This is a genomic window from Pseudomonas paraeruginosa (genome assembly GCF_003025345.2).
Taxonomy (GTDB): Bacteria; Pseudomonadota; Gammaproteobacteria; order Pseudomonadales; family Pseudomonadaceae; genus Pseudomonas; species Pseudomonas paraeruginosa.
On sequence record NZ_CP020560.1, the window covers coordinates 2147356 to 2168980 of the forward strand.

The following is a 21625-nucleotide window of genomic DNA, read 5'->3' on the forward strand; positions in this document are numbered from 1 at the left end:
ATGGCATCCCCTTTTGCCGTCAGCCTGACATTCAGGCGTGCGGCCGAGAGGTTTCGCTTTCCTCGGGCTTTTTCGCGTGCTCTTCTTCGGCGGTCTCGGTCTCGGTCTCGGTCTCGGTCTCGTTAGAGGCTTCAGGGCTGGCCTGCACGACCTCCTGGGCCTGCTCCTGAGCCGGAGCTTCGGCCTGGACGGCTTCCTCTTCCACCTGGGCGACCGTGGGCTCTTCCTGGACAGCCGGCGCCTCGCTGGCTGCGACAGGGCTTTCCTCGATGGCGGCAGGGGTGGCCTGGGTTGCTGCCTCGGCCGCGGCGGCGGCTTCGCGTGCCAGGCGTTCGGCTTCGCGCTGCAGGCGACGCTTCTCGCGCGGATCGTTGAGGGCGCGGCCGGTGGCATTGGCCGGAGTCGCCGCTGGGGCCGGGGTCGGCTCCTCGGTGACCACCGGTTCGCTCGGTGCCGCTTCGACGGTCGCCGGAGCTGCCGGGGCAGCGGTTTCTTCGGCAGTGTCCGCTGCCGGAACGCTCTCGATGACGCTGCGAGCCTCGACGCTTTCGCTGATGGAGAGGGCTTCCTCGGCGCTTTGCGCCACCAGCAGGGTGCTCTGGTCGGCTTCGTTCTCGATCAGGCTGACGACGACCGGGGTATCGGTCGCGGCGGCTTCACTGGCGCTTGCCTCGGCGCTTTCGCTGCTCTCGCTGGTTTCGCCGGTCGGCGCAGTCTCGGAGGCGGATTCGGGCGCGCTTTCGCTGGCGAGCGGAGCCTGCTCCGCGCTGGATTCCTGTGCTTCGCTGGCGACAGCGATGCCGGCGGCCGCGGCGGCTGCCACGGTGTTCAGCGGAGCGGCGCCATTCTCGGCGGCTTCGCTGCCTTCCTGCTCGCCACTGACTTCGCGCTGGCGTTCGCGGCGATTGCTGCGACGGCGCTGGCCGCGGGAGCGGCGGCGCGGACGTTCGCCATCGGTATCGTCCTGGTCATCCTGCTCCAGGGCTTCCTCGTTGGGCAGCGCTTCGGCTTCCAGCGCCGCGGCGTCACGGGCCTGGCGTTCCTCGCGCGGCTGGCGCTCCTCGCGGACCGGGCGTTCGGCGCGCTCCTCACGACCTTCGCGTGGCTGGCGCTCCTCGCGAGCCGGTCGCTCGGCACGTTCCTCGCGGCGACGCTCGCTACGCTCTTCGCGACCTTCGCGCGGCTGACGCTCTTCGCGGGCCGGACGCTCGGCGCGTTCCTCACGCGCTTCGCGCGGCTGGCGCTCCTCGCGGTTCGGACGCTCGGCGCGCTCCTCGCGGCGACGCTCGTTGCGCTCTTCGCGGTTCGGGCGGTCGGCGCGTTCTTCACGCGGCTGGCGCTCGGCGCGCTCTTCGCGCGGCTTGCGTTCTTCGTCGCGACGATTGCCATCGCGGCCGTCGCGGCGACGGTTCTGCTGGCGGCCGTTGCGGCGCTCGTCCTGGCGCGACTGGCGCTCGGCGGCCGGCTTGGCGCTCTCGGCAGGCTTGGCGGCCGGTTGCTCCTTGCCTGCGAACAGGCCGACCAGCGACTTCACCAGGCCTTGGAACAGGCTCGGCTCGGGCATGGGCTTGGGCGCCTCGACCGGCTCCTGGGCCTGCGGGGCGGGTTGCTGCGGCGCGACGGTCTTGACCGCGGCCTCCTGGCGGACCAGGGTGCGGGTCGAGCTGACCGGCTGGGCATCTTCGTGCTCGACGGTGGCCATCTCATAGCTAGTCTGGCCGGCGACCAGTTCCGGGCTATCGTCGCGCAGGCGCTGAACTTCGAAGTGCGGGGTTTCCAGGTGGTCGTCCGGCAGAATGAAGATGCGCGCGCGGGTACGCAGTTCGATCTTGGTGATGGCGTTGCGCTTCTCGTTGAGCAGGAAAGCGGCCACCTGGAACGGAACGCGGGCGCGGACTTCCGCGGTGCGGTCCTTCAGGGCTTCTTCCTCGATCAGGCGCAGGATGGCCAGCGACAGCGACTCGACGTCGCGGATGATGCCCTGCCCGTTGCAGCGCGGGCAGACGATGCCGCTGGTCTCGCCGAGGGATGGACGCAGGCGCTGGCGGGACATTTCCAGCAGGCCGAAGCGCGAGATGCGGCCGACCTGGACGCGCGCGCGGTCGGCCTCGAGGGCTTCGCGGACGCGTTCTTCCACGGCGCGCTGGTTCTTCGCCGGGGTCATGTCGATGAAGTCGATCACGATCAGTCCGCCGATGTCGCGCAGGCGCAACTGGCGGGCGATTTCCTCGGCGGCTTCCAGGTTGGTCTGCAGCGCGGTTTCCTCGATGTCGCCGCCCTTGGTCGCGCGTGCCGAGTTGATGTCGATGGATACCAGGGCTTCGGTCGGGTCGATGACGATGGAGCCGCCGGACGGCAGCTTCACTTCGCGCTGGAAGGCGGTCTCGATCTGGCTCTCGATCTGGAAGCGGTTGAACAGCGGGACGCTGTCTTGGTACAGCTTGACCTTGCTGGCGTACTGCGGCATCACCTGGCGGATGAAGTTCAGGGCTTCTTCCTGGGCGTCGATGCTGTCGATCAGCACTTCGCCGATATCCTGGCGCAGGTAGTCGCGGATGGCGCGGATGATGACGTTGCTTTCCTGGTAGATCAGGAAGGGCGCGCCACGCTCGCCGGAGGCTTCCTTGATGGCGCTCCAGAGTTGCAGCAGGTAGTCGAGGTCCCACTGCAGTTCCTCGGTGCTGCGGCCCAGGCCGGCGGTGCGCACGATCAGGCCCATGTCGGCCGGGGCGTTGAGGCCGTTCAGCGCTTCGCGCAGTTCGTTGCGCTCTTCGCCTTCGATGCGGCGGGAGATGCCGCCGGCGCGCGGGTTGTTCGGCATCAGCACCAGGTAGCGGCCGGCCAGGCTGATGAAGGTGGTCAGGGCGGCGCCCTTGTTGCCGCGCTCTTCCTTCTCGACCTGAACGATGACTTCCTGGCCTTCGCTCAGGACTTCCTTGATGTTGATCCGGCCTTCGGGGGATTTCTTGAAGTATTCGCGGGAGATTTCTTTGAGGGGGAGGAAGCCGTGGCGTTCGGCGCCGAAGTCGACGAAGGCGGCTTCGAGGCTGGGTTCGACGCGAGTGATACGGCCCTTGTAGATGTTGGCCTTCTTCTGCTCGCGAGCGCCCGACTCGATGTCGAGGTCGAACAGGCGTTGGCCGTCGACCAGTGCAACACGCAACTCTTCGGGTTGAGTCGCGTTGATCAGCATTCTTTTCATGTAGTACCAATGGTTTCCGGGGCTACCGGAAACGGCGATCGGCACACACGACTCTCACGGTCGGTGTTCGGGCGCGTATTCAGGAATGGCGGGCCATTCCCGTGTCCAGCGGCGCTCGGCATCGGATGCCGGTCCGCGACTACGTCTCCTGCTTCCTGTGTTTCAGAAGCACTTGAGTCAGGAGGAGGAATCGACTGTCGGAGGCGGACGAAAAATGCGTCTGGATCAAGCTAGAAGCTACGCAGTCCAACAGCCGTACATCTCCACCCTACACATGTTCCTTAAGAATCGGGCGCCGCTCGCAGAATCCGGAGCGGGTTGGCATCTCGCGCTCACCGAAGTGGTCGCGGCTCATGTTTCAAGGCTTTGGTTCCGAGTCGTTCGCGGGTTAGGAATTTTCGTATTCCGCTGAAACGCCTCTGCAGGACGGCCTGACGTCCGTTCAAAGTGTTTGCAGGCGAGGGGGAAATGCAGGTTGGCAATCATCCGCAGGCCTGGCCGCTTATGGCGGCTTCCCGACTATAGCAGCAATGATTAAGTGCTTCAATTGAATGAAAAATTGTTATGATGTACGGATGACTACTCCCGCCTCTCCGACCACCGGTGTCCAGCTGCTCGATGTGCCGCCGGAACTGGCTGGTCAACGTATCGACAATTTCCTCATCGCCCGTCTCAAGGGTGCGCCCAAGACCCTGATCTATCGCATCCTGCGCAAGGGTGAGGTGCGTGTGAACAAGGGCCGGATCAAGCCCGACTACCGGCTCCAGGCCGGCGACCAGGTGCGCGTTCCACCGCTGCGCCTGGCCGAACGCGACGAACCGGCGCCGCTGGCGCAGGGACTGCTGGAGCGCATGGAGGCGGCCATCGTCTACGAGGACAAGGCGCTGATCGTGGTCAACAAGCCCGCCGGGATCGCCGTGCACGGCGGCAGCGGCGTGAGCGCCGGGGTCATCGAGGTGTTTCGCCAGTTGCGTCCCGAAGCCAGGGATATCGAGCTGGTGCATCGTCTCGACCGGGACACCTCCGGGCTGCTGATGATCGCCAAGAAGCGCAGCATGCTGCGCCATCTCCACGAAGCGTTGCGTGGCGAGAAGATCGTCGACAAGCGCTACCACGCGCTGGTGCGCGGCCACTGGCCGGCCGGCAAGAAGAACATCCGTGCGCCGTTGCTGAAGAACAACCTGCGCTCTGGCGAGCGGATGGTCGAGGTCAACGTCGAAGGCAAGGACGCGCTGACCGAGTTCCGCGTGCTGCGTCGTTTCGGCGATTTCGCCACCCTGGTGGAGGCGCGCCCGATCACCGGGCGAACCCACCAGATCCGTGTGCACGCCAAGCATGCCGGTCATGCCATCGCCGGCGATCCGAAGTACGGCGACGAGGACTTTTCCCGCGAGATCCGCGAGCTGGGCGGCAAGCGCCTGTTCCTGCATGCCGCGCAGCTGCGCGTGCCGCTGCCCGATGGGCAGGTGCTGGAGCTGGAGGCGCCGGTGGATGAGGTGTGGCGGCGTTCGCTGGAGCGACTGGATGACTGAGTATTCATTGCTGGTGTTCGACTGGGACGGCACGCTGGTCGATTCGATCGCGCGCATCGTCGATTCGATGAGGGCGGCTGCGATCGAAACCGGCTTGCCGGGGCGCGACGATGATCGGATCAAGGGCATCATCGGGCTCGGCCTGCCGGAGGCGATCGCCTCGCTCTATCCGGAGATCGGCGATCCGGTCCTGGTCGAGCGTTTCCGTTGCGCCTACAGCGAGCATTACCTGATGCTCGAAACCCAGCCGTCGCGGCTGTTCCCGGGTGTGGCCGAGGCCATGGCGCATTTCCGCGAGGCCGGGTTCCGTCTGGCGGTGGCCACCGGCAAGAGCCGGCGTGGCCTGGATCGGGTGCTGGCGGGGCAGGGCTGGAGCGATTTCTTCGATATCACCCGTTGTGCCGACGAGACGGCGAGCAAGCCGGACCCGCTGATGCTTCATGAGATCCTGGCGCATTGCCGGGTCGAGCCGGGGCGGGCGCTGATGATCGGCGATTCACCGTTCGACCTGGAGATGGCGCGGCGGGCGGGCATGGATTCGGTTGCGGTAGCCTATGGCGCCCAATCGCTGGAGCAGTTGCGGCCCTACGCGCCGCGGCTGGAGGTCGAACATTTCGGCGAGTTGCGCGCCTGGTTGAGCGGTGTGCGTCGCGAGACGGTTGCAGGAGTGGTGGAGCATGTCTGACGAGTGGAAGTCGGAAACGCCGGAGACGAACGGCGACAAGAGCTGGAAGCTGCTGGAGAAGGCGGTCCTCGCCGGGGTCCAGGAGCAGAGGCGGGCGCGGCGCTGGGGAATTTTCTTCAAGTCGCTGACCTTCCTTTACCTGTTCGTCGTACTTCTGGCGTTCAGTCCGTTCGCCAGCCTGGAAAAGTCCGCTTCGCGCGGTGGCAGTCATACCGCGCTGATCGAAGTGAAGGGCATGATCGCCGACGACGAGCCGGCCAGCGCCGACAATATCGTCACGGCCCTGCGCGCGGCTTTCGAGGACGAAGGTACCAAGGGGATTGTGCTGCGGATCAACAGTCCTGGCGGGAGCCCGGTGCAGTCGGGCTATATCTATGACGAGATTCGCCGCCTGCGCGGCGAGCACCCGAACGTCAAGGTCTATGCGGTAATCAGCGACCTGGGTGCCTCCGGCGCCTACTACATCGCCAGCGCAGCCGACCAGATCTACGCCGACAAGGCCAGCCTGGTCGGCTCCATCGGTGTGACGGCGGCCAGCTTCGGTTTCGTCGGCACCCTGGAGAAGCTCGGTGTCGAGCGACGCGTCTATACCTCCGGCGAGCACAAGTCGTTCCTCGATCCGTTCCAGCCGCAAAAGCCCGAGGAAACCCAGTTCTGGCAGCAGGTACTGGATACCACCCACAAGCAGTTCATCGACAGCGTGAAGAAAGGGCGTGGCGACCGGCTCAAGGTCGATGGGCATCCCGAGCTGTTTTCCGGCCTGGTCTGGTCCGGCGAACAGGCGCTGCAGCTTGGCCTGATCGACGGTCTGGGCAACGCCAGCTATGTGGCGCGCGAAGTGGTCAAGGAGAAGAAGATCGAGGACTACACCGTGCAGGAGTCGCCGTTCGATCGCTTCGCCAAGAAGTTCGGCGCCAGCGTGGCGGAACGTCTCGCGCTGTGGATGGGTTGGCAGGGGCCGGTGCTGCGCTGAGGGCGTTTCCCTTCCTTATATATGAAGAAGCCCGGCCGAAGCCGGGCTTCTTTTTTATATGGGCGTGTCGGCTCAGGGTATTTCGACGCCTTCGGCGAGGAGCATGTCGACCAGGCGGATAAGGGGCAGTCCCACCAGGCTGCTGGAGTCCTCCCCTTCGGTGGCGCGGAACAGGCTGACGCCCAGGCCCTCGGCCTTGAAGCTGCCGGCGCAGTCCAGTGGGCGCTCGGCTTCGACGTAGCGGCGGATACGCGCCTCGTCGAGTTGGCGGAAGTGTACGGTGAACGGGATGCAGTCGACCTGCATGTGCCGATTGCGACTGTCGAGCAGCGCCAGTCCGGTGAGAAAGGTCACGCTCCTGCCGCTGGCGTCCAGCAGTTGCTGGACGGCGCGCTCGACGGTGTGCGGCTTGCCGAGGATATTGTCGTCGAGCACTGCGACCTGGTCGGAGCCGATGATCAGGTGTTGCGGATAGCGTCCGGCCAGCGCTTCCGCCTTGCTGGCGGAAAGGCGGCGCACCAGTTGTTCGGCGCTTTCCCCGGGGCGATGGCTTTCGTCGATGTCGGGGCTGGCGCATTCGAACGGAAGACGCAGGCGGGTCAGGAGTTCGCGCCGGTAGGGGGAACTGGAGGCGAGGATCAGGCTGGGCATGAGGTTCTCCGTGGCGGGGCGGTCGATTTTAACGAAAAGACTCGTCCTTACAGCGGTTTATGGCTAATTTCCTTTGACAGGCGCGGGGGCGTCCCTATAATGGCGCGCTTATGTTGAATGGGCCGATTCCACCTCATATCGATCCGCGCAAGTTGGTCGACCGCGGCGCCACCCTCGAGGGTGTGTACGCGCTCGCCGATATGCCGCGTGTATGCGAGCAGCTGACCAGCGATGCCGGTGACGTGCGTGTGAAGGTTTCCTTCGAACGCGACCACCAGAAGCTGGCGGTCATGCATATGCAGCTCGATACCGGGGTGAGCATGGTATGCCAACGCTGCCTGGATGCGGCGGCCATTCCCGTGCATGGCGAATATACCTACGCCATTCTCCGGGAAGGCCAGTCCGCAGACGGTCTGCCGAAGGGGTACGATGCGCTGGAAGTGGGGGAGGAACCCCTGGACCTGCTGGCGCTGGTCGAGGACGAGCTGTTGCTCGCCTTACCCATCGTTCCGGCCCATGACCCCGAAGTATGTCAGCACCCGGCTGGATTCGTCGCCGAAGACGAGCCGGAGTCGAGCGAAGTCGAGGACAAGCGTCCTAATCCGTTCAGCGTACTGGCACAGTTGAAGCGTGACCCAAACGTTTAGGAGTTAATCAATCATGGCTGTTCAGCAGAACAAAAAGTCTCGTTCCGCTCGTGACATGCGTCGTTCCCACGATGCGCTCGAGTCCAATGCTCTGTCCGTGGAAAAGAGCACCGGTGAAGTTCACCTGCGCCACCACGTATCCCCGGACGGCTTCTATCGCGGCCGTAAGGTAGTCGACAAGGGCTCCGACGAGTAATCCTTGTCCGCACCAATCATCGCGATTGATGCAATGGGTGGGGACTTCGGTCCCCACTGCGTTGTTCCGGCCTCTATTGCCTTCCTGGCCGAGAATCCCTCCTCGCAACTGATCCTCGTCGGTCAGCCTGCTCTCCTCGAAGAACTCCTTTCCCGTCATCCGTCGCTCGACCGGCAACGCCTGCGCGTGCACGCGGCCAGCGAAGTGATAGGTTCCGACGAACGTCCCTCCCAGGCCTTGCGCGGCAAGCCGGACGCTTCCATGCGCGTGGCGCTGGAACTGGTCCGCGATGGTTGTGCGCAGGCCTGCGTCAGCGCCGGCAATACCGGGGCGTTGATGGCGTTGTCGCGCCACCTGCTGAAGACCCTGCCCGGCATCGACCGGCCGGCGATGGTGACGGCGGTGCCGACCGAGAAGGGGCATTGCCACCTGCTCGACCTGGGTGCCAACGTCGATTGCAGCGCCGAGCACCTGTACCAGTTCGCCGTGATGGGCGCGGTGGCGGCCGAGGCGCTGGGCTGTGCGTCGCCGCGGGTGGCCCTGCTGAACGTGGGAGTCGAGGAGATCAAGGGCAACCAGCAGGTCAAGCTGGCGGCGAGCCTGTTGCAGAAGGCGGAGGGGTTGAACTTCGCTGGCTATATAGAAGGTGATGGCCTCTATCGCGGCGAGGCCGACGTGGTGGTCTGCGACGGCTTCGTCGGCAATATCCTCCTGAAGGCCAGCGAAGGCCTGGCGGCGATGGTGTCGGCGCGGATCGAGCAGCGCTTCCGCGACGGCCTGGCGGCGAAGCTGGTCGGCGCGCTGGCCCTGCCGTTGCTGCGGCGGCTGCGTGGCGACATTGCCCCGGCGCGTTACAACGGTGCGAGCTTCCTCGGCTTGCAGGGGATAGTGGTGAAAAGCCATGGTTCCGCCGCCGAGGAGGGTTTCCAGAGCGCCTTGCGACGTGCGGCGCTGGAGATCAGGGAAAACCTGCCGCAACGATTGCATGGCCGTCTCGAGCATCTGCTGCTCTAATGTGTGACCGGGCGGTCCAGGCTGCCATCCAACACTCAGTTTCCTGCGCCGGTCACGGCTGGCGCGTTATCTCCGACGAGCAAAAGACCACAAGGGACCTATTCAATGTCTGCATCCCTCGCATTCGTCTTCCCCGGCCAGGGTTCGCAATCCCTCGGCATGCTGGCCGAGCTGGGTGCCCAGCAGTCGCTGGTGCGCGATACCTTCGCCGAGGCCTCCGAGGCGCTCGGCTACGACCTGTGGGCGCTGGTCCAGAACGGCCCCGAGGAGCGCCTGAACCAGACCGACAAGACCCAGCCGGCGATCTTGAGCGTCTCTATCGCGCTCTGGCGCCTTTGGCTGGCCGAGGGGGGCGCGCGTCCGGCGTTCGTCGCCGGGCACAGCCTGGGCGAGTACTCCGCGCTGGTGGCTGCCGAATGCATTGCCTTCGCCGACGCGGTCAGGCTGGTCGAGCGCCGCGGTCAACTGATGCAGCAGGCGGTTCCGGCGGGGCAGGGCGGCATGGCCGCGATCCTCGGCCTGGAAGACGCCGACGTGCTGGCGGCCTGCGCCGAGGCGGCGCAGGGCGAAGTGGTCAGTGCGGTCAATTTCAATGCACCGGGGCAGGTAGTGATCGCTGGCGCCGCGGCTGCCGTGGAGCGCGCCATCGAGGCGTGCAAGGCGCGTGGCGCCAAGCGCGCGGTGGCGCTGCCGGTCAGCGTGCCGTCGCATTGCGAACTGATGCGTCCGGCGGCGGAGCAGTTCGCCGCCTCGGTTGAGGCCCTGCAATGGCAGGCGCCGAAGATCGCCCTGGTGCAGAACGTCAGCGCCGCGGTGCCGGCCGACCTGCAGGCCCTGCGTCGTGACCTGCTGGCGCAGCTGTACAGCCCGGTGCGCTGGGTCGAGAGCGTCCAGTTGCTGGCGGAAAAAGGCGTCACCGACCTGGTCGAGTGCGGCCCTGGCAAGGTCCTGGCGGGCCTCAACAAGCGCTGCGCCAAGGGCGTGAATACCCATGGCCTGGACGGTGTCGAGGCGTTCGCCGCCACCCGCGCCGCACTGGCCTGAGAAGAGAAAAGGAGAAAATCCCATGAGTCTGCAAGGTAAGGTCGCATTGGTAACCGGCGCCAGCCGTGGCATCGGCCAGGCGATTGCGCTGGAGCTGGGCCGCCTGGGCGCCGTGGTCATCGGTACCGCGACCAGTGCGTCCGGCGCCGAGAAAATCGCCGAAACCCTCAAGGCCAACGGCGTCGAGGGCGCCGGCCTGGTTCTGGATGTTTCCAGCGACGAGTCCGTCGCCGCGACCCTGGAGCACATCCAGCAGCATCTCGGCCAACCGCTGATCGTGGTCAATAACGCAGGCATCACCCGCGATAACCTGCTGGTGCGCATGAAAGACGATGAGTGGTTCGATGTGGTCAACACCAACCTGAACAGCCTCTACCGTCTGTCGAAAGCCGTTCTGCGCGGCATGACCAAGGCCCGCTGGGGGCGCATCATCAACATCGGTTCCGTGGTAGGTGCCATGGGGAACGCCGGGCAGACCAACTACGCCGCGGCGAAGGCCGGTCTCGAGGGTTTCACCCGTGCCCTGGCCCGGGAAGTCGGCTCGCGTGCGATCACCGTCAACGCGGTGGCGCCGGGCTTCATCGATACCGACATGACCCGCGAGCTGCCGGAAGCCCAGCGCGAGGCGCTGCTGGCACAGATTCCGCTGGGTCGCCTGGGGCAGGCGGAAGAGATCGCCAAGGTGGTCGGCTTCCTCGCTTCGGACGGCGCAGCTTATGTGACCGGTGCCACTGTGCCGGTCAACGGTGGGATGTACATGAGCTGAATGTGACGTTACCTTTCTCCGGTCTGTCATAAGCGCTGTCTAAGATTCGTTGCGGAATTGCAGCCGGGTTATTAGATAGAATTATCGAAGTGGCCGTGGGAAGGTGAGGCGTTCAGCTTGAAAAGCAGAAAACCCTTTCTATACACTTACCCGCAGCCCAGCTGCTCGGATTTTCCATAGGAGTGAAAACAAGGTATGAGCACCATCGAAGAACGCGTTAAGAAGATCGTCGCTGAACAACTCGGCGTGAAGGAAGAAGAAGTCACCAACAGCGCTTCCTTCGTCGAAGACCTGGGCGCCGACTCCCTTGACACCGTCGAGCTGGTGATGGCTCTGGAAGAGGAATTCGAGACCGAAATCCCTGACGAGAAAGCTGAAAAGATCACCACCGTTCAGGAAGCCATCGACTACATCGTTGCTCACCAGCAGTAAGTAGTCGTCGGATATTCCGACGTGGAGAAGCCGCACAGCCTGTAAAGGCGTGCGGCTTTTCTTTAGCGCCTTACCTACTCTGGTAACCTGTCGGCGCAACCCCGTGAAATGAGAAAGAGGAAGTCGTAGTGTCGCGTAGACGCGTCGTCATTACTGGCATGGGCATGCTGTCGCCGCTGGGCGTGGATGTCCCGAGCAGTTGGGAAGGTATCCTGGCCGGCCGCAGCGGGATCGCCCCGATCGAGCATATGGACCTGTCCGCCTACTCCACCCGTTTCGGTGGTTCGGTGAAAGGCTTCAATGTCGAGGAGTACCTGTCCGCCAAGGAAGCCCGCAAGCTCGACCTGTTCATCCAGTACGGTCTCGCCGCCAGCTTCCAGGCCGTTCGCGATTCCGGCCTCGAGGTCACCGACGCCAATCGCGAGCGTATCGGCGTATCCATGGGCTCCGGCATCGGCGGCCTGACCAATATCGAGAACAACTGCAAATCCCTGTTCGAGCAGGGGCCGCGGCGCATCTCGCCGTTCTTCGTGCCCGGCTCGATCATCAACATGGTTTCCGGCTTCCTGTCGATCCACCTAGGTCTGCAGGGCCCCAACTACGCCCTGACCACTGCCTGCACCACCGGCACCCACAGCATCGGCATGGCGGCGCGCAACATCGCCTATGGCGAGGCCGACGTGATGGTCGCAGGCGGCTCCGAAATGGCCGCCTGCGGCCTGGGCCTGGGCGGTTTCGGCGCGGCCCGCGCGTTGTCCACCCGCAATGACGAACCGACCCGGGCCAGCCGTCCGTGGGACAGGGACCGCGACGGCTTCGTCCTGTCCGACGGCTCCGGCGCCCTGGTGCTCGAAGAGCTGGAACACGCCCGTGCCCGCGGCGCGCGGATCTACGCCGAGCTGGTCGGTTTCGGCATGAGCGGCGACGCCTTCCACATGACCGCGCCGCCGGAAGACGGTGCCGGTGCCGCGCGCTGCATGAAGAACGCGTTGCGTGACGCCGGGCTGGGTCCGCAGCAGGTCGACTACATCAACGCCCACGGTACCTCGACCCCGGCCGGCGACATCGCCGAGATCGCCGCGGTGAAGAGCGTGTTCGGCGAGCATGCCCATGCGCTGTCGATGAGCTCGACCAAGTCGATGACCGGCCATCTGCTGGGTGCCGCCGGCGCGGTGGAGGCGATCTTCAGCGTGCTGGCCCTGCGCGACCAGGTCGCCCCGCCGACCATCAACCTGGACAACCCGGACGAGGGTTGCGACCTCGACCTGGTGGCCCACCAAGCCAAGCCGCGCAAGATCGACGTGGCCCTGTCGAACTCGTTCGGCTTCGGCGGCACCAACGGCACCCTGGTGTTCCGCAGGTTCGCCGACTGATGCTGGACTGGGTCGACGGCCGGCCCGCCGCCGAACTGTCCGTGCGCGATCGCGGACTGGCCTATGGCGACGGGCTGTTCGAGACCCTGGCGGTGCGCGCCGGTACGCCGCGTCTTCTGGAACGCCACCTGGCGCGCCTGGAAGAGGGGTGTCGACGGCTGGCGATCCCTCTCGACGCCGCGATGTTGCGCCAGGAGTTGCTGGCGTTCTGCGCGGCGCTGGGCGACGGTGTGGCCAAGCTGATCGTTACCCGCGGCGAGAGTCTGCGTGGCTACGCGCCGCCAGCCGAGGCTTCGCCGCGGCGGATCCTCGTCGCATCGCCGCGTCCGGCCTATCCCGAGCGCCACTGGCAGCGAGGCGTGCGTCTGTTCGCCTGCCGTACGCGCCTGGCCGAGCAGCCCCTGCTGGCCGGCCTCAAGCACCTCAATCGCCTGGAACAGGTCCTCGCCCGTGCCGAGTGGAGCGACGCCGAGCATGCCGAAGGGCTGATGCTGGACGTGCACGAACGAGTGGTGGAGGGGGTGTTCAGCAACCTGCTGCTGGTTCTCGACGGCACCCTCGTGACGCCTGACCTGCGGCGCTGCGGCGTCGCGGGAGTGCTGCGCGCGGAATTGCTCGAGCGCGCCGGAAGAATCGACATCCCGCTGGCGATACGGGATGTTTCCATGGCTGAACTGGCGGCGGCCGACGAGGTCTTCCTGTGCAACAGCCAGTTCGGCATCTGGCCGGTCCGCGCATTGGACGAGCACGTCTGGCCGGTCGGCGAGCTGACCCGTAAACTGCAAGACCAACTTCGCGACGACCTGGATTTCTGACTTTGATGCGCAAACTGCTAGTGCTGCTGGAGAGTGGCCTGTTGTTCGTTGGCCTCTGCGTCGGCCTTGCTGCATGGCAGCAGCAGCGGGCGCTGGAGCAGCCCCTGCAATTGACCGAGGAGCGCCTGCTGGACGTTTCCGCGGGCTCCACGCCGGGCGGCCTGCTGGCGCGCCTGGAGCAGGAAGAGGTGCTGCATGGGGCGTTCTGGTTGCGCCTCTACTGGCGTTTCAACCTGCCGGGCCAGGCCCTGCACAGCGGCGAATATCGCCTCCTGCCGGGGATGAGGGGCGCCGACCTGCTGGAACTCTGGCGCGAAGGCGAGGTGGTGCAGTACAGCCTGACCCTGGTCGAGGGCTGGAGCTTCCGCCAGGTGCGCGAGGCGCTGGCCAGGCAGGGCAAGCTGGAGCAGACCCTGGCCGGCCTGAGCGACGGCGAGATCATGCAGCGCCTCGGCAAGCCCGACGAAGTGGCCGAAGGGCGCTTCTTCCCCGATACCTACCGCTATACCCGTGGCATGCGCGACATCGACATACTGCGCAAGGCCTACCAGCGCATGCAGACCATCCTCGCCAAGGAATGGGATGGCCGCAGCCAGGACCTGCCTTATCGCGACGCCTACCAGGCCCTGATCATGGCCTCGCTGGTGGAAAAGGAAACCGGCGTGCCGGAAGAGCGTTCGCAGATCGCCGGCGTCTTCGTCCGCCGCCTGCAGCGCGGCATGCTGTTGCAGACCGATCCGACGGTGATCTATGGCATGGGCGAGCGCTACAACGGCAAGATCACCCGTGCCGACCTGCGCGAACCGACCCCTTACAATACCTATGTGGTGCCGGGCATGCCGCCGACCCCGATCGCCCTGGCCGGGCGCGAGGCGATTCGCGCCGCGCTGCATCCGGCCGAGGGCGAGACCCTGTATTTCGTGGCGCGCGGCGATGGCAGCCATGTGTTCTCCAGCAGCCTGGACGAGCACAACAAGGCGGTCCGCGAGTACCAGTTGAAGCGTCGTTCCGACTATCGCTCCAGCCCCGCGCCCATCACCCCGCCGCCACAGTGAGCGGCGCAGCCAAGATAAGGAGTGCCGTGTGACCGGCCTGTTCGTCACCCTGGAGGGCCCGGAAGGGGCCGGCAAGAGCACCAACCGCGACTACCTGGCCGAGCGCCTGCGCGAGCGCGGCGTCGAGGTGCAGTTGACCCGCGAGCCTGGCGGCACGCCTCTCGCCGAACGCATCCGTGAACTACTGCTGGCGCCCAGCGACGAGCCGATGGCCGCCGATACCGAGCTGTTGCTGATGTTCGCCGCGCGGGCCCAGCATATCGCCGGGGTCATCCGCCCGGCGCTGGCGCGCGGGGCCGTGGTGCTCTGCGATCGCTTCACCGATGCCACCTATGCCTATCAGGGCGGCGGGCGCGGCTTGCCGGAGGCGCGCATCGCCGCGCTGGAAAGCTTCGTCCAGGGCGACCTGCGGCCCGACCTCACGCTGGTCTTCGACCTGCCGGTGGAAATCGGCCTGGCGCGGGCGGCGGCGCGGGGCCGGCTCGACCGTTTCGAGCAGGAGGACCGACGCTTCTTCGAAGCCGTGCGGCAGACCTACCTGCAGCGCGCCGTGCAGGCGCCGCAGCGTTACCAGGTGCTCGACGCCGGGTTGCCGCTGGCCGAGGTGCAGGCTGGCCTGGATCGGCTGCTGCCGAAGCTGCTGGAGCGTCTGCATGGCTGATATCTATCCCTGGCAGCAGGCGCTTTGGAGCCAACTGGGCGGCCGTGCCCGGCACGCCCACGCCTATCTGCTCTACGGTCCCGCCGGGATCGGCAAGCGCGCCCTGGCCGAGCATTGGGCCGCCCAGCTGCTCTGCCAGCGGCCCGCCGCCGCTGGCGCTTGCGGCGAATGCAAGGCGTGCCAGTTGCTGGCCGCCGGTACCCATCCGGACTACTTCGTGCTGGAGCCGGAAGAGGCGGAGAAGCCGATCAGGGTCGACCAGGTCCGCGACCTGGTTGGCTTCGTGGTGCAGACTGCGCAATTGGGCGGACGCAAGGTGGTATTGCTCGAGCCCGCCGAGGCGATGAACGTGAATGCCGCCAATGCCCTGCTGAAAAGTCTCGAAGAGCCGTCGGGCGATACCGTGCTGTTGCTGATCAGCCACCAGCCCAGCCGCCTGCTGCCGACCATCAAGAGCCGCTGCGTGCAGCAGGCCTGCCCTTTGCCGGGCGCGGCGGCGAGTCTGGAATGGCTGGCGCGGGCGCTGCCCGACGAGCCGGCCGAGGCCCTGGAGGAACTGCTGGCGCTTTCCGGCGGCTCGCCGCTCACCGCCCAACGCCTGTACGGCCAGGGTGTGCGCGAGCAGCGCGCGCAGGTGGTCGACGGGGTGAAGAAGCTGCTCAAGCAGCAGATCGCCGCCAGTCAGCTAGCCGAAAGCTGGAACGGCGTGCCGCTGCCGTTGTTGTTCGACTGGTTCTGCGACTGGACGCTGGGCATCCTGCGCTACCAACTGACCCGTGACGAGGAAGGACTGGGCCTGGCCGACATGCGCAAGGTGGTCCAGTACCTGGGCGACAAGTCCGGGCAGGCCAAGGTGCTGGCCATGCAGGACTGGCTGCTGCAGCAGCGGCAGAAAGTGCTGAACAAGGCCAACCTCAACCGTGTGCTGCTTCTCGAAGCCCTGCTGGTGCAGTGGGCAAGCCTGCCCGGGCCGGGCTAGAATCCCGCTGATATTCGACTGGCAGGAACCTGCATGAGTTTGCCACCCAATCTCGGGCCGCGTAACGGCATCCTGTCCTTGACCATCAAGGACAAGTCCGTGCTGTACGCCGCCTACATGCCGTTCATCAGGAACGGCGGGCTGTTCATTCCCACCAACAAGAACTACAAGCTCGGCGACGAGGTCTTCATGCTGCTCAACCTGATGGAAGAGCCGGAGAAGATCCCGGTGGCCGGCAAGGTCGTCTGGATCACCCCGAAGGGCGCCCAGGGCAACCGCGCGGCGGGCATCGGCGTGCAGTTCAACGACGGTGACAACACCGCCCGCAACAAGATCGAAACCTACCTGGCCGGGGCGCTGAAGTCGGACCGGCCGACCCACACGATGTAACGCTAGACAGGATCATGCTGGTCGATTCCCACTGCCACCTCGATCGCCTCGACCTGGCCGCCCATGGCGGCTCGCTCGATGCGGCGCTGGATGCCGCGCGGGCGCGCGGCGTCGGTCAATTCCTCTGCATCGGCGTCAGCGCCGACAATGCCCAGGCGGTGAAGGCCCTGGCCGAGCGCTATGCCGACGTGCACTGCTCGGTCGGCGTGCATCCGCTGGACCTGGAGCCGGGGCGCGCGCCGGCGCTCGACTGGCTGCTGGGCGAACTGGCGCATCCGCGGGTGGTGGCGATCGGCGAGACCGGCCTCGACTACCACTACGAACCGGAAGCCGCCGAGTTGCAGCAGGAGGCGTTTCGCCTGCACCTGGAGGCCGCGCGGATCACCGGCAAGCCGGTGGTGGTGCATACCCGCGAGGCGCGCGCCGACACCCTGGCGCTGTTGCGCGAGGCGGCGCTGCCGCAGGCCGGCGTGCTGCACTGCTTCACCGAAGACTGGGAAATGGCGCGGGCGGCTCTGGACCTGGGTTTCTACATTTCCCTGTCCGGCATCGTCACCTTCCGCAATGCCGATGCCCTGCGCGAGGTGGCTCGCCAGGTACCGGCCGACCGGCTGCTGGTGGAGACCGACTCGCCATACCTGGCGCCGATTCCCCATCGCGGCAAGCCGAACCTGCCGGAATACGTGCGCGATGTCGCCGAGTTCCTCGCGCCACTGCGGGGTGTCAGCCTGGAGATCCTGGCGGAGCAGACCACCGCCAACTTCCACCGGCTGTTCCCGCTGGCCAGGCCGGCATAAGCTGGCGAGTGGATAAAAAAAACCCGGGTTCTGGGGGATGAATCCGGGTCAAGACCATTAGGAGTGGAACAAAGGTACGCGTTCCTCGGTACCTTCACTGGCTGGGTACTTGGGGGGAGATACCGCGCGCCAGTACCTTTCAGTATTGGTCATGTTCGTGGGGCGTCCAGACGGGGCTGGTGGTTTTTTAAACAGATTTGGAATACCGCTGCCATCCTTGAGCACCTAGGCGCCTGCGGCCTGGCGTACTATCGCAAGCGTGTCGTCGATCACCGTCGAACTCGTGTAGAAATGCGGGGAAAAACGGATACCTCCGCCACGCTGGGCGCAGATGATCCGCTCCTGGCGGAGTGTTTCGAAGAGTATCCGGTTGTCCCGGCCGTCCAGGCTGAAGGTCAGGATGCCCGCGCGCCGACTTGGATTCCGTGGGCTGTGCAGGCGGATCCCGGCGATGGCCGAGAGACCATCCTGCAGCCACTGTACGCGCTCGGCGAGCTGTCGGCCGACCTGCTCCATGCCGACCTCTTCCAGCAAACCCAGGCTGGCCTCCAGGGCCATCGCGCCGAGCATGTTCGGGCTGCCGCATTCGAAGCGCCGGGCGCTGCGCGCCGGCCGCCAGTCGCGGCGCTCGTAATCGAGGGCATGCTCCAGCATGTGCCAGCCATATTCGTGCAGCGCCAGGCGCTCACGCTGCCCGGGATGGCAATAGAAGACGCCCAGCCCTTCGGGGCCGAGCATCCACTTGTGCCCATCGGCCATGGCGAAGGCACAATCGTAGGCCTGTACGTCGAAGGGCAGGGCGCCGAGCTGCTGGATCGCGTCGATGCAGAACAGCACACCGCGGCGGCGACATCCCGCGCCGATGCGCTCCAGGTCAAGGCGCAGGCCGCTGGCGTACTGCACCGCGCTGATCGACAGCAGTCGGGCACGCGGGCCGCAGGCGGCGAGCAGGGCACCCTCGGGATCGTCGCCGGCGAGGTCGACCTCGATCACCTCGACGCCGCGCGGACGCAAGGCTTCCCAGACCACCCTGTTGGAGGGGAACTCCTCATTGCCGATGACGACCTGGTCGCCCTCTCGCCAATCCAGGCCGAAGGCCACGAAGGAAAGCGCCTCGGAGGTGTTCTTGACCAGAGCGAGGTCGCTGCCGGCGCGCGCATTGAGCAGTCGGACAAGGCGCTCGCGCAGGCGATGTTCTATCTTCAGCCATTCCGGATAGTCGCTGGCACCTAGGGCGACGTTCTCCCGGGCGAAGGCGCTCACCGCGTCGGCGGCGCGTCTCGGCCAGGGTGCGACCGCTGCGTGGTTGAGGTAGCGCAGACCGTTGGTCTGGTCGAATTCGTCCTGGTAACAATTCATCGTCGGATGTTCCGTGCATTTTCGTGCTGAATAGGCATAATACGCGGCTTCGATTTTTGACTCATTTTGACCTGACAGTCTTTTTATGCAGAAAGAGCCTCGCAAAGTTCGTGAATTTCGTCGCCGTGAACAGGAGATTCTCGATACCGCCCTCAAGCTGTTCCTCGAACAGGGGGAAGACAGCGTAACGGTCGAGATGATCGCGGATGCCGTCGGCATCGGCAAAGGCACGATCTACAAGCACTTCAAGTCCAAGGCGGAGATCTATCTGCGCCTGATGCTGGACTACGAGCGCGATCTTGCCGCCCTGTTCCATTCCGAAGACGTGGCCCGCGACAAGGAAGCCCTGTCGCGTGCCTATTTCGAGTTCCGCATGCGCGATCCGCAGCGCTACCGCCTGTTCGACCGCCTGGAAGAGAAGGTGGTGAAGACCAGCCAGGTACCGGAGATGGTCGAGGAGCTGCACAAGATCCGCGCCTCCAACTTCGAACGCCTGACCCAGCTGATCAAGGAGCGGATCGCCGACGGCAAGCTGGAGAACGTTCCGCCGTACTTCCATTATTGCGCCGCCTGGGCGCTGGTGCACGGCGCCGTGGCGCTGTATCACTCGCCGTTCTGGCGCGAGGTGCTGGAAGACCAGGAAGGCTTCTTCCACTTCCTGATGGATATCGGCGTGCGCATGGGCAACAAGCGCAAGCGCGACGGCGAAAACCCGGCCGCCTGAGGCCGGTCTCCGCGCGGGACGCAGGCGCTGCGTCCCGCGTGTCGTTCGTCGGCGGGATATGCTGTCGCTCATCGATCCGTCGTAGCCGACCTGGCCCTCGGCCTGAAAACCGCTGCGTCTACGTGCCGGCGCGGATGGCGACGGCACGTGGTCTTCCAGGAGAGCCCCGATGATTGCCCATGAATTCCCCATCCATTACATCGAGCCGGTATTCCGGCCACCGAGCGAAGCGCACTCGCTGATCCTCCCGGTAACCAACGGCTGTTCCTGGAACCGGTGCGGCTTCTGCGAGATGTACACGCAGCCGCAGAAGAAATTCCGTGCCCGCGACGAAGCCGAGGTGCTAGAGGAGATTCGGCGCTGCGGCGAGCGCCTGATCGTCAAGCGCGTATTCCTCGCCGATGGCGATGCGCTGGTATTGCCGACCCGACGCCTGCTCGTGGTGCTGGAGGCGATCAGGCGGCACCTGCCGGAGGTGGAGCGAGTCTCCTCCAGCTATTGCCTGCCGCGCAACCTGCGCAGGAAGTCGGTCGACGAGTTGCGCGAACTGGCCGACGCCGGGCTGCGAATGGCCTATGTCGGCGCCGAGTCCGGCGACGACGAAGTATTGGCGCGGGTCAACAAGGGCGAGACCTATGCCTCTACCCTGGATGCGCTGGAAAAGCTTGGCGAGGCGGGGATCAGTCGTTCGGTGATGATCCTCAACGGTCTTGGCGGAATGACCCTGAGCGCGCAGCACGCGGACAACTCCGCGCGCCTGATGAACGCCGCCCAGCCGGAGTACCTGTCGACCCTGGTGGTGAGTTTCCCTACCGGCGAGCAGCGTTTCCGTGCTGGCTTCGCCGACTTCGAGGCGCTGGATCGGCGCGCCCTGTTCGTCGAGGTCGAGCGCCTGTTGCAGGGGTTGGAGCTCGAGGACACGGTATTTCGCAGCGACCACGCTTCCAACTATCTGGTGCTCAAGGGCGAACTGGGCGCCGACAAGGCGCGCCTGCTGGCCGAGGTCCGCCAGGCCATCGAGCAGCCGCAGCACGCGGCCTTGCGCCAGGAGTGGCAGCGTGGCCTGTGATGGCGCGGAAGCTGCATCGGCTCGTCATTCGCCGGTTTTCCGACGCCGGCAGGGGAGATGACCGATGTTGCACCTGTTCCGTATCGCCCTGGCGATGCTCCTGCTGGGTAGCCTGTCCGCCTGCATGAAGCCCGGCGACCTGGCCGACGGCGCCGACTACTACCTGCGCGATGCCGGGGTGCTCGACCACAGCGCCAGCCAGCGCAGCAACAACCGGCGGATCCAGGCCGACTCCTTCATCTACATCGGCCAGGGGCCGTTCGTGCCGCCCGGCTATCGCTACGCGCGGCCGAATGTGGTGGCCGAGCAGGCCTTCGAGGGATTCGTCGAGTATTTCCCGCTGGTGCGCCGGGCCAAGGCGCCGCTCGGCCTGGACGACGCGATGCGCGAGGCGCGCGCGGCCGGTGCCCACTACCTGCTGTACTGCCGTTTCGCCCGTGGCGACAACAGGATCGGCAACTGGGAGGAGTGGGAAGACGAAGAGGAACTCGGCCGGGTCGGGCGCGATCGCAGTGTCATCCAGGTCATGCTGATCGAGACCAGCACCCGTTTCCTGGTAGATAGCGCGACCATCCGCAGCCGCGGCGGTTTCCTGACGTTCTACGACGCCACCCCGGAAGACCTGCTGCGTCCGCCGCTGGAGCAATACGCCCAGGAACTGCTGGGCCTGAACAGTCGAGGAACAGGCTATGAGTGATACCGGCAAGGCCAACGACCTGCTGGCGCAGATCCCCAGGGGCGAGAAGAAGGGCCTGCCGCCCGTGCACCTGTGGAACCCGCCGTTCTGCGGCGACATCGACATGCGCATCGCCCGCGACGGCACCTGGTTCTACCTGGGTACGCCGATCGGTCGCAAGCCGATGGTGAAGCTGTTCTCCAGCATCATCCGCCGCGACGGCGACGACTATTTCCTGGTGACGCCGGTGGAAAAGGTCGGCATCCGCGTCGATGATGCCCCGTTCGTGGCGGTGGCCCTGGAGGTGGAGGGCGAGGGCGAGGCGCAGGCGCTGCGCTTCGTCACCAATGTCGAGGACGAGGTCGAGGCGGATGCCGGGCATCCCCTGCGGGTCGAGATCGATGCCGCTACCCAGGAGCCAGCCCCGTACCTGCGGGTGCGCGACAACCTCGAGGCGCTGGTGCATCGCAACGTGTTCTACCAGTTGGTCGAGCTGGCGGTACCGCGCCGGATCGATGGCGTCGAATGGCTCGGCGTCTGGAGCCATGGCGAGTTCTTTCCCATCGGTCCGCAGCCGGACTGACA

The 21625-nt window shown here is 65.7% G+C and carries 23 protein-coding genes; 20 read left to right on the plus strand and 3 right to left on the minus strand.

The annotated features are described in order from the left end of the window. Window positions 1-31: 31 nt before the first annotated feature. Window positions 32-3202, minus strand: a complete 3171-nt coding sequence (gene rne / locus B7D75_RS10295; protein ID WP_107113971.1) for a ribonuclease E — start codon at window positions 3200-3202, stop codon at window positions 32-34. A gap of 575 nt (window positions 3203-3777) precedes the next feature. Between rne and rluC the strand changes: the two genes are divergently transcribed. From rluC to sppA, 3 genes are read left to right on the plus strand one after another with little or no spacing between them, the layout of a single operon-like run. Then, entirely contained in the window at window positions 3778-4734 is a 957-nt protein-coding gene (gene rluC, locus B7D75_RS10305; protein WP_012075168.1) for a 23S rRNA pseudouridine(955/2504/2580) synthase RluC, read from the plus strand. Further along, on the plus strand, window positions 4727-5419 hold the full coding sequence (locus tag B7D75_RS10310; protein WP_043102426.1) for an HAD-IA family hydrolase: 693 nt from the start codon (window positions 4727-4729) through the stop codon (window positions 5417-5419). The genes rluC and B7D75_RS10310 overlap by 8 nt, the downstream gene beginning before the upstream one ends. Beyond that, window positions 5412-6392 (plus strand): signal peptide peptidase SppA, encoded by a 981-nt coding sequence (sppA, locus tag B7D75_RS10315; protein WP_107113972.1) that lies wholly within the window; start codon window positions 5412-5414, stop codon window positions 6390-6392. Before B7D75_RS10310 ends, sppA begins: the two co-directional genes overlap by 8 nt. 72 nt (window positions 6393-6464) lie before the next feature. On the opposite strand, the gene B7D75_RS10320 is transcribed toward sppA, so the two are convergent. Continuing rightward, complete coding sequence (locus B7D75_RS10320; protein ID WP_034078482.1) at window positions 6465-7043, minus strand: Maf family protein; 579 nt, start codon at window positions 7041-7043, stop codon at window positions 6465-6467. 110 nt (window positions 7044-7153) lie between these two features. Here B7D75_RS10320 and B7D75_RS10325 point away from each other — a divergent pair, with 110 nt between their 5' ends. The 13 genes from B7D75_RS10325 to B7D75_RS10385 all read left to right on the plus strand — a co-directional run bounded on the left by B7D75_RS10325 (window position 7154) and on the right by B7D75_RS10385 (window position 17212). Next, window positions 7154-7690, plus strand: coding sequence for a YceD family protein (locus tag B7D75_RS10325; RefSeq protein ID WP_033998432.1), 537 nt, complete (start codon window positions 7154-7156; stop codon window positions 7688-7690). Between the two features lie 13 nt (window positions 7691-7703). After that, window positions 7704-7886 (plus strand): 50S ribosomal protein L32, encoded by a 183-nt coding sequence (gene rpmF / locus B7D75_RS10330; RefSeq protein ID WP_003091143.1) that lies wholly within the window; start codon window positions 7704-7706, stop codon window positions 7884-7886. 3 nt (window positions 7887-7889) lie between these two features. Then, entirely contained in the window at window positions 7890-8900 is a 1011-nt protein-coding gene (gene plsX, locus B7D75_RS10335; protein WP_107113973.1) for a phosphate acyltransferase PlsX, read from the plus strand. A 105-nt stretch (window positions 8901-9005) separates the two neighbouring features. After that, the gene (fabD, locus tag B7D75_RS10340) at window positions 9006-9944 is read left to right on the plus strand and encodes an ACP S-malonyltransferase (RefSeq protein WP_033998429.1); all 939 of its coding nucleotides are present in this window, start codon (window positions 9006-9008) and stop codon (window positions 9942-9944) included. Between the two features lie 22 nt (window positions 9945-9966). After that, on the plus strand, window positions 9967-10710 hold the full coding sequence (gene fabG, locus B7D75_RS10345; RefSeq protein WP_003155792.1) for a 3-oxoacyl-ACP reductase FabG: 744 nt from the start codon (window positions 9967-9969) through the stop codon (window positions 10708-10710). A 195-nt stretch (window positions 10711-10905) separates the two neighbouring features. Continuing rightward, on the plus strand, window positions 10906-11142 hold the full coding sequence (gene acpP, locus B7D75_RS10350) for an acyl carrier protein (RefSeq protein ID WP_003091135.1): 237 nt from the start codon (window positions 10906-10908) through the stop codon (window positions 11140-11142). Window positions 11143-11270: 128 nt separating this feature from the next. Beyond that, window positions 11271-12515, plus strand: coding sequence for a beta-ketoacyl-ACP synthase II (gene fabF, locus B7D75_RS10355; RefSeq protein WP_012075175.1), 1245 nt, complete (start codon window positions 11271-11273; stop codon window positions 12513-12515). Next, complete coding sequence (gene pabC, locus B7D75_RS10360) at window positions 12515-13330, plus strand: aminodeoxychorismate lyase (RefSeq protein ID WP_107113974.1); 816 nt, start codon at window positions 12515-12517, stop codon at window positions 13328-13330. The genes fabF and pabC overlap by 1 nt, the downstream gene beginning before the upstream one ends. A gap of 5 nt (window positions 13331-13335) precedes the next feature. Next, window positions 13336-14385: an endolytic transglycosylase MltG gene (gene mltG, locus B7D75_RS10365; protein WP_034078706.1), complete on the plus strand. Its 1050-nt coding sequence runs from the start codon at window positions 13336-13338 to the stop codon at window positions 14383-14385. Window positions 14386-14413: 28 nt separating this feature from the next. After that, a complete protein-coding gene (tmk, locus tag B7D75_RS10370; protein WP_058135378.1) occupies window positions 14414-15046 on the plus strand; it encodes a dTMP kinase in 633 nt (210 codons plus the stop codon). Beyond that, window positions 15039-16025 carry a DNA polymerase III subunit delta' gene (locus tag B7D75_RS10375; protein WP_012075178.1) on the plus strand — a complete coding sequence of 329 codons (987 nt, stop codon included), beginning with the start codon at window positions 15039-15041 and terminating at the stop codon, window positions 16023-16025. The genes tmk and B7D75_RS10375 overlap by 8 nt, the downstream gene beginning before the upstream one ends. Before the next feature lie 33 nt (window positions 16026-16058). Next, the gene (locus tag B7D75_RS10380) at window positions 16059-16415 is read left to right on the plus strand and encodes a PilZ domain-containing protein (RefSeq protein WP_003091119.1); all 357 of its coding nucleotides are present in this window, start codon (window positions 16059-16061) and stop codon (window positions 16413-16415) included. Window positions 16416-16429: 14 nt separating this feature from the next. Next, window positions 16430-17212, plus strand: coding sequence for a TatD family hydrolase (locus B7D75_RS10385; RefSeq protein ID WP_003155801.1), 783 nt, complete (start codon window positions 16430-16432; stop codon window positions 17210-17212). A 225-nt stretch (window positions 17213-17437) separates the two neighbouring features. On the opposite strand, the gene B7D75_RS10390 is transcribed toward B7D75_RS10385, so the two are convergent. Next, window positions 17438-18571 carry an aminotransferase class V-fold PLP-dependent enzyme gene (locus B7D75_RS10390; RefSeq protein WP_012075180.1) on the minus strand — a complete coding sequence of 378 codons (1134 nt, stop codon included), beginning with the start codon at window positions 18569-18571 and terminating at the stop codon, window positions 17438-17440. Window positions 18572-18656: 85 nt separating this feature from the next. Here B7D75_RS10390 and B7D75_RS10395 point away from each other — a divergent pair, with 85 nt between their 5' ends. The 4 genes from B7D75_RS10395 (at window position 18657) to B7D75_RS10410 (ending at window position 21623) form a co-directional block, all read left to right on the plus strand. Beyond that, a complete protein-coding gene (locus tag B7D75_RS10395; RefSeq protein WP_003155803.1) occupies window positions 18657-19295 on the plus strand; it encodes a TetR/AcrR family transcriptional regulator in 639 nt (212 codons plus the stop codon). A gap of 169 nt (window positions 19296-19464) precedes the next feature. Next, window positions 19465-20364: a radical SAM protein gene (locus tag B7D75_RS10400; protein ID WP_107113975.1), complete on the plus strand. Its 900-nt coding sequence runs from the start codon at window positions 19465-19467 to the stop codon at window positions 20362-20364. Between the two features lie 64 nt (window positions 20365-20428). Next, window positions 20429-21061 (plus strand): DUF4823 domain-containing protein, encoded by a 633-nt coding sequence (locus B7D75_RS10405; RefSeq protein ID WP_012075181.1) that lies wholly within the window; start codon window positions 20429-20431, stop codon window positions 21059-21061. Then, window positions 21054-21623, plus strand: a complete 570-nt coding sequence (locus tag B7D75_RS10410) for a DUF1285 domain-containing protein (protein ID WP_012075182.1) — start codon at window positions 21054-21056, stop codon at window positions 21621-21623. The genes B7D75_RS10405 and B7D75_RS10410 overlap by 8 nt, the downstream gene beginning before the upstream one ends. The last annotated feature ends 2 nt before the right edge of the window (window positions 21624-21625 follow it).

Bases quoted from the DNA above. Each gene is read 5' to 3' on its own strand.
- rne (WP_107113971.1), bottom strand. From the start codon at position 3,202: ATGAAAAGAATGCTGATCAACGCGACTCAACCCGAAGAGTTGCGTGTT.
- rluC (WP_012075168.1), top strand. From the start codon at position 3,778: ATGACTACTCCCGCCTCTCCGACCACCGGTGTCCAGCTGCTCGATGTG.
- B7D75_RS10310 (WP_043102426.1), top strand. From the start codon at position 4,727: ATGACTGAGTATTCATTGCTGGTGTTCGACTGGGACGGCACGCTGGTC.
- sppA (WP_107113972.1), top strand. From the start codon at position 5,412: ATGTCTGACGAGTGGAAGTCGGAAACGCCGGAGACGAACGGCGACAAG.
- B7D75_RS10320 (WP_034078482.1), bottom strand. From the start codon at position 7,043: ATGCCCAGCCTGATCCTCGCCTCCAGTTCCCCCTACCGGCGCGAACTC.
- B7D75_RS10325 (WP_033998432.1), top strand. From the start codon at position 7,154: ATGTTGAATGGGCCGATTCCACCTCATATCGATCCGCGCAAGTTGGTC.
- rpmF (WP_003091143.1), top strand. From the start codon at position 7,704: ATGGCTGTTCAGCAGAACAAAAAGTCTCGTTCCGCTCGTGACATGCGT.
- fabD (WP_033998429.1), top strand. From the start codon at position 9,006: ATGTCTGCATCCCTCGCATTCGTCTTCCCCGGCCAGGGTTCGCAATCC.
- fabG (WP_003155792.1), top strand. From the start codon at position 9,967: ATGAGTCTGCAAGGTAAGGTCGCATTGGTAACCGGCGCCAGCCGTGGC.
- acpP (WP_003091135.1), top strand. From the start codon at position 10,906: ATGAGCACCATCGAAGAACGCGTTAAGAAGATCGTCGCTGAACAACTC.
- pabC (WP_107113974.1), top strand. From the start codon at position 12,515: ATGCTGGACTGGGTCGACGGCCGGCCCGCCGCCGAACTGTCCGTGCGC.
- mltG (WP_034078706.1), top strand. From the start codon at position 13,336: ATGCGCAAACTGCTAGTGCTGCTGGAGAGTGGCCTGTTGTTCGTTGGC.
- B7D75_RS10375 (WP_012075178.1), top strand. From the start codon at position 15,039: ATGGCTGATATCTATCCCTGGCAGCAGGCGCTTTGGAGCCAACTGGGC.
- B7D75_RS10380 (WP_003091119.1), top strand. From the start codon at position 16,059: ATGAGTTTGCCACCCAATCTCGGGCCGCGTAACGGCATCCTGTCCTTG.
- B7D75_RS10385 (WP_003155801.1), top strand. From the start codon at position 16,430: ATGCTGGTCGATTCCCACTGCCACCTCGATCGCCTCGACCTGGCCGCC.
- B7D75_RS10390 (WP_012075180.1), bottom strand. From the start codon at position 18,571: ATGAATTGTTACCAGGACGAATTCGACCAGACCAACGGTCTGCGCTAC.
- B7D75_RS10395 (WP_003155803.1), top strand. From the start codon at position 18,657: ATGCAGAAAGAGCCTCGCAAAGTTCGTGAATTTCGTCGCCGTGAACAG.
- B7D75_RS10400 (WP_107113975.1), top strand. From the start codon at position 19,465: ATGATTGCCCATGAATTCCCCATCCATTACATCGAGCCGGTATTCCGG.
- B7D75_RS10405 (WP_012075181.1), top strand. From the start codon at position 20,429: ATGTTGCACCTGTTCCGTATCGCCCTGGCGATGCTCCTGCTGGGTAGC.
- B7D75_RS10410 (WP_012075182.1), top strand. From the start codon at position 21,054: ATGAGTGATACCGGCAAGGCCAACGACCTGCTGGCGCAGATCCCCAGG.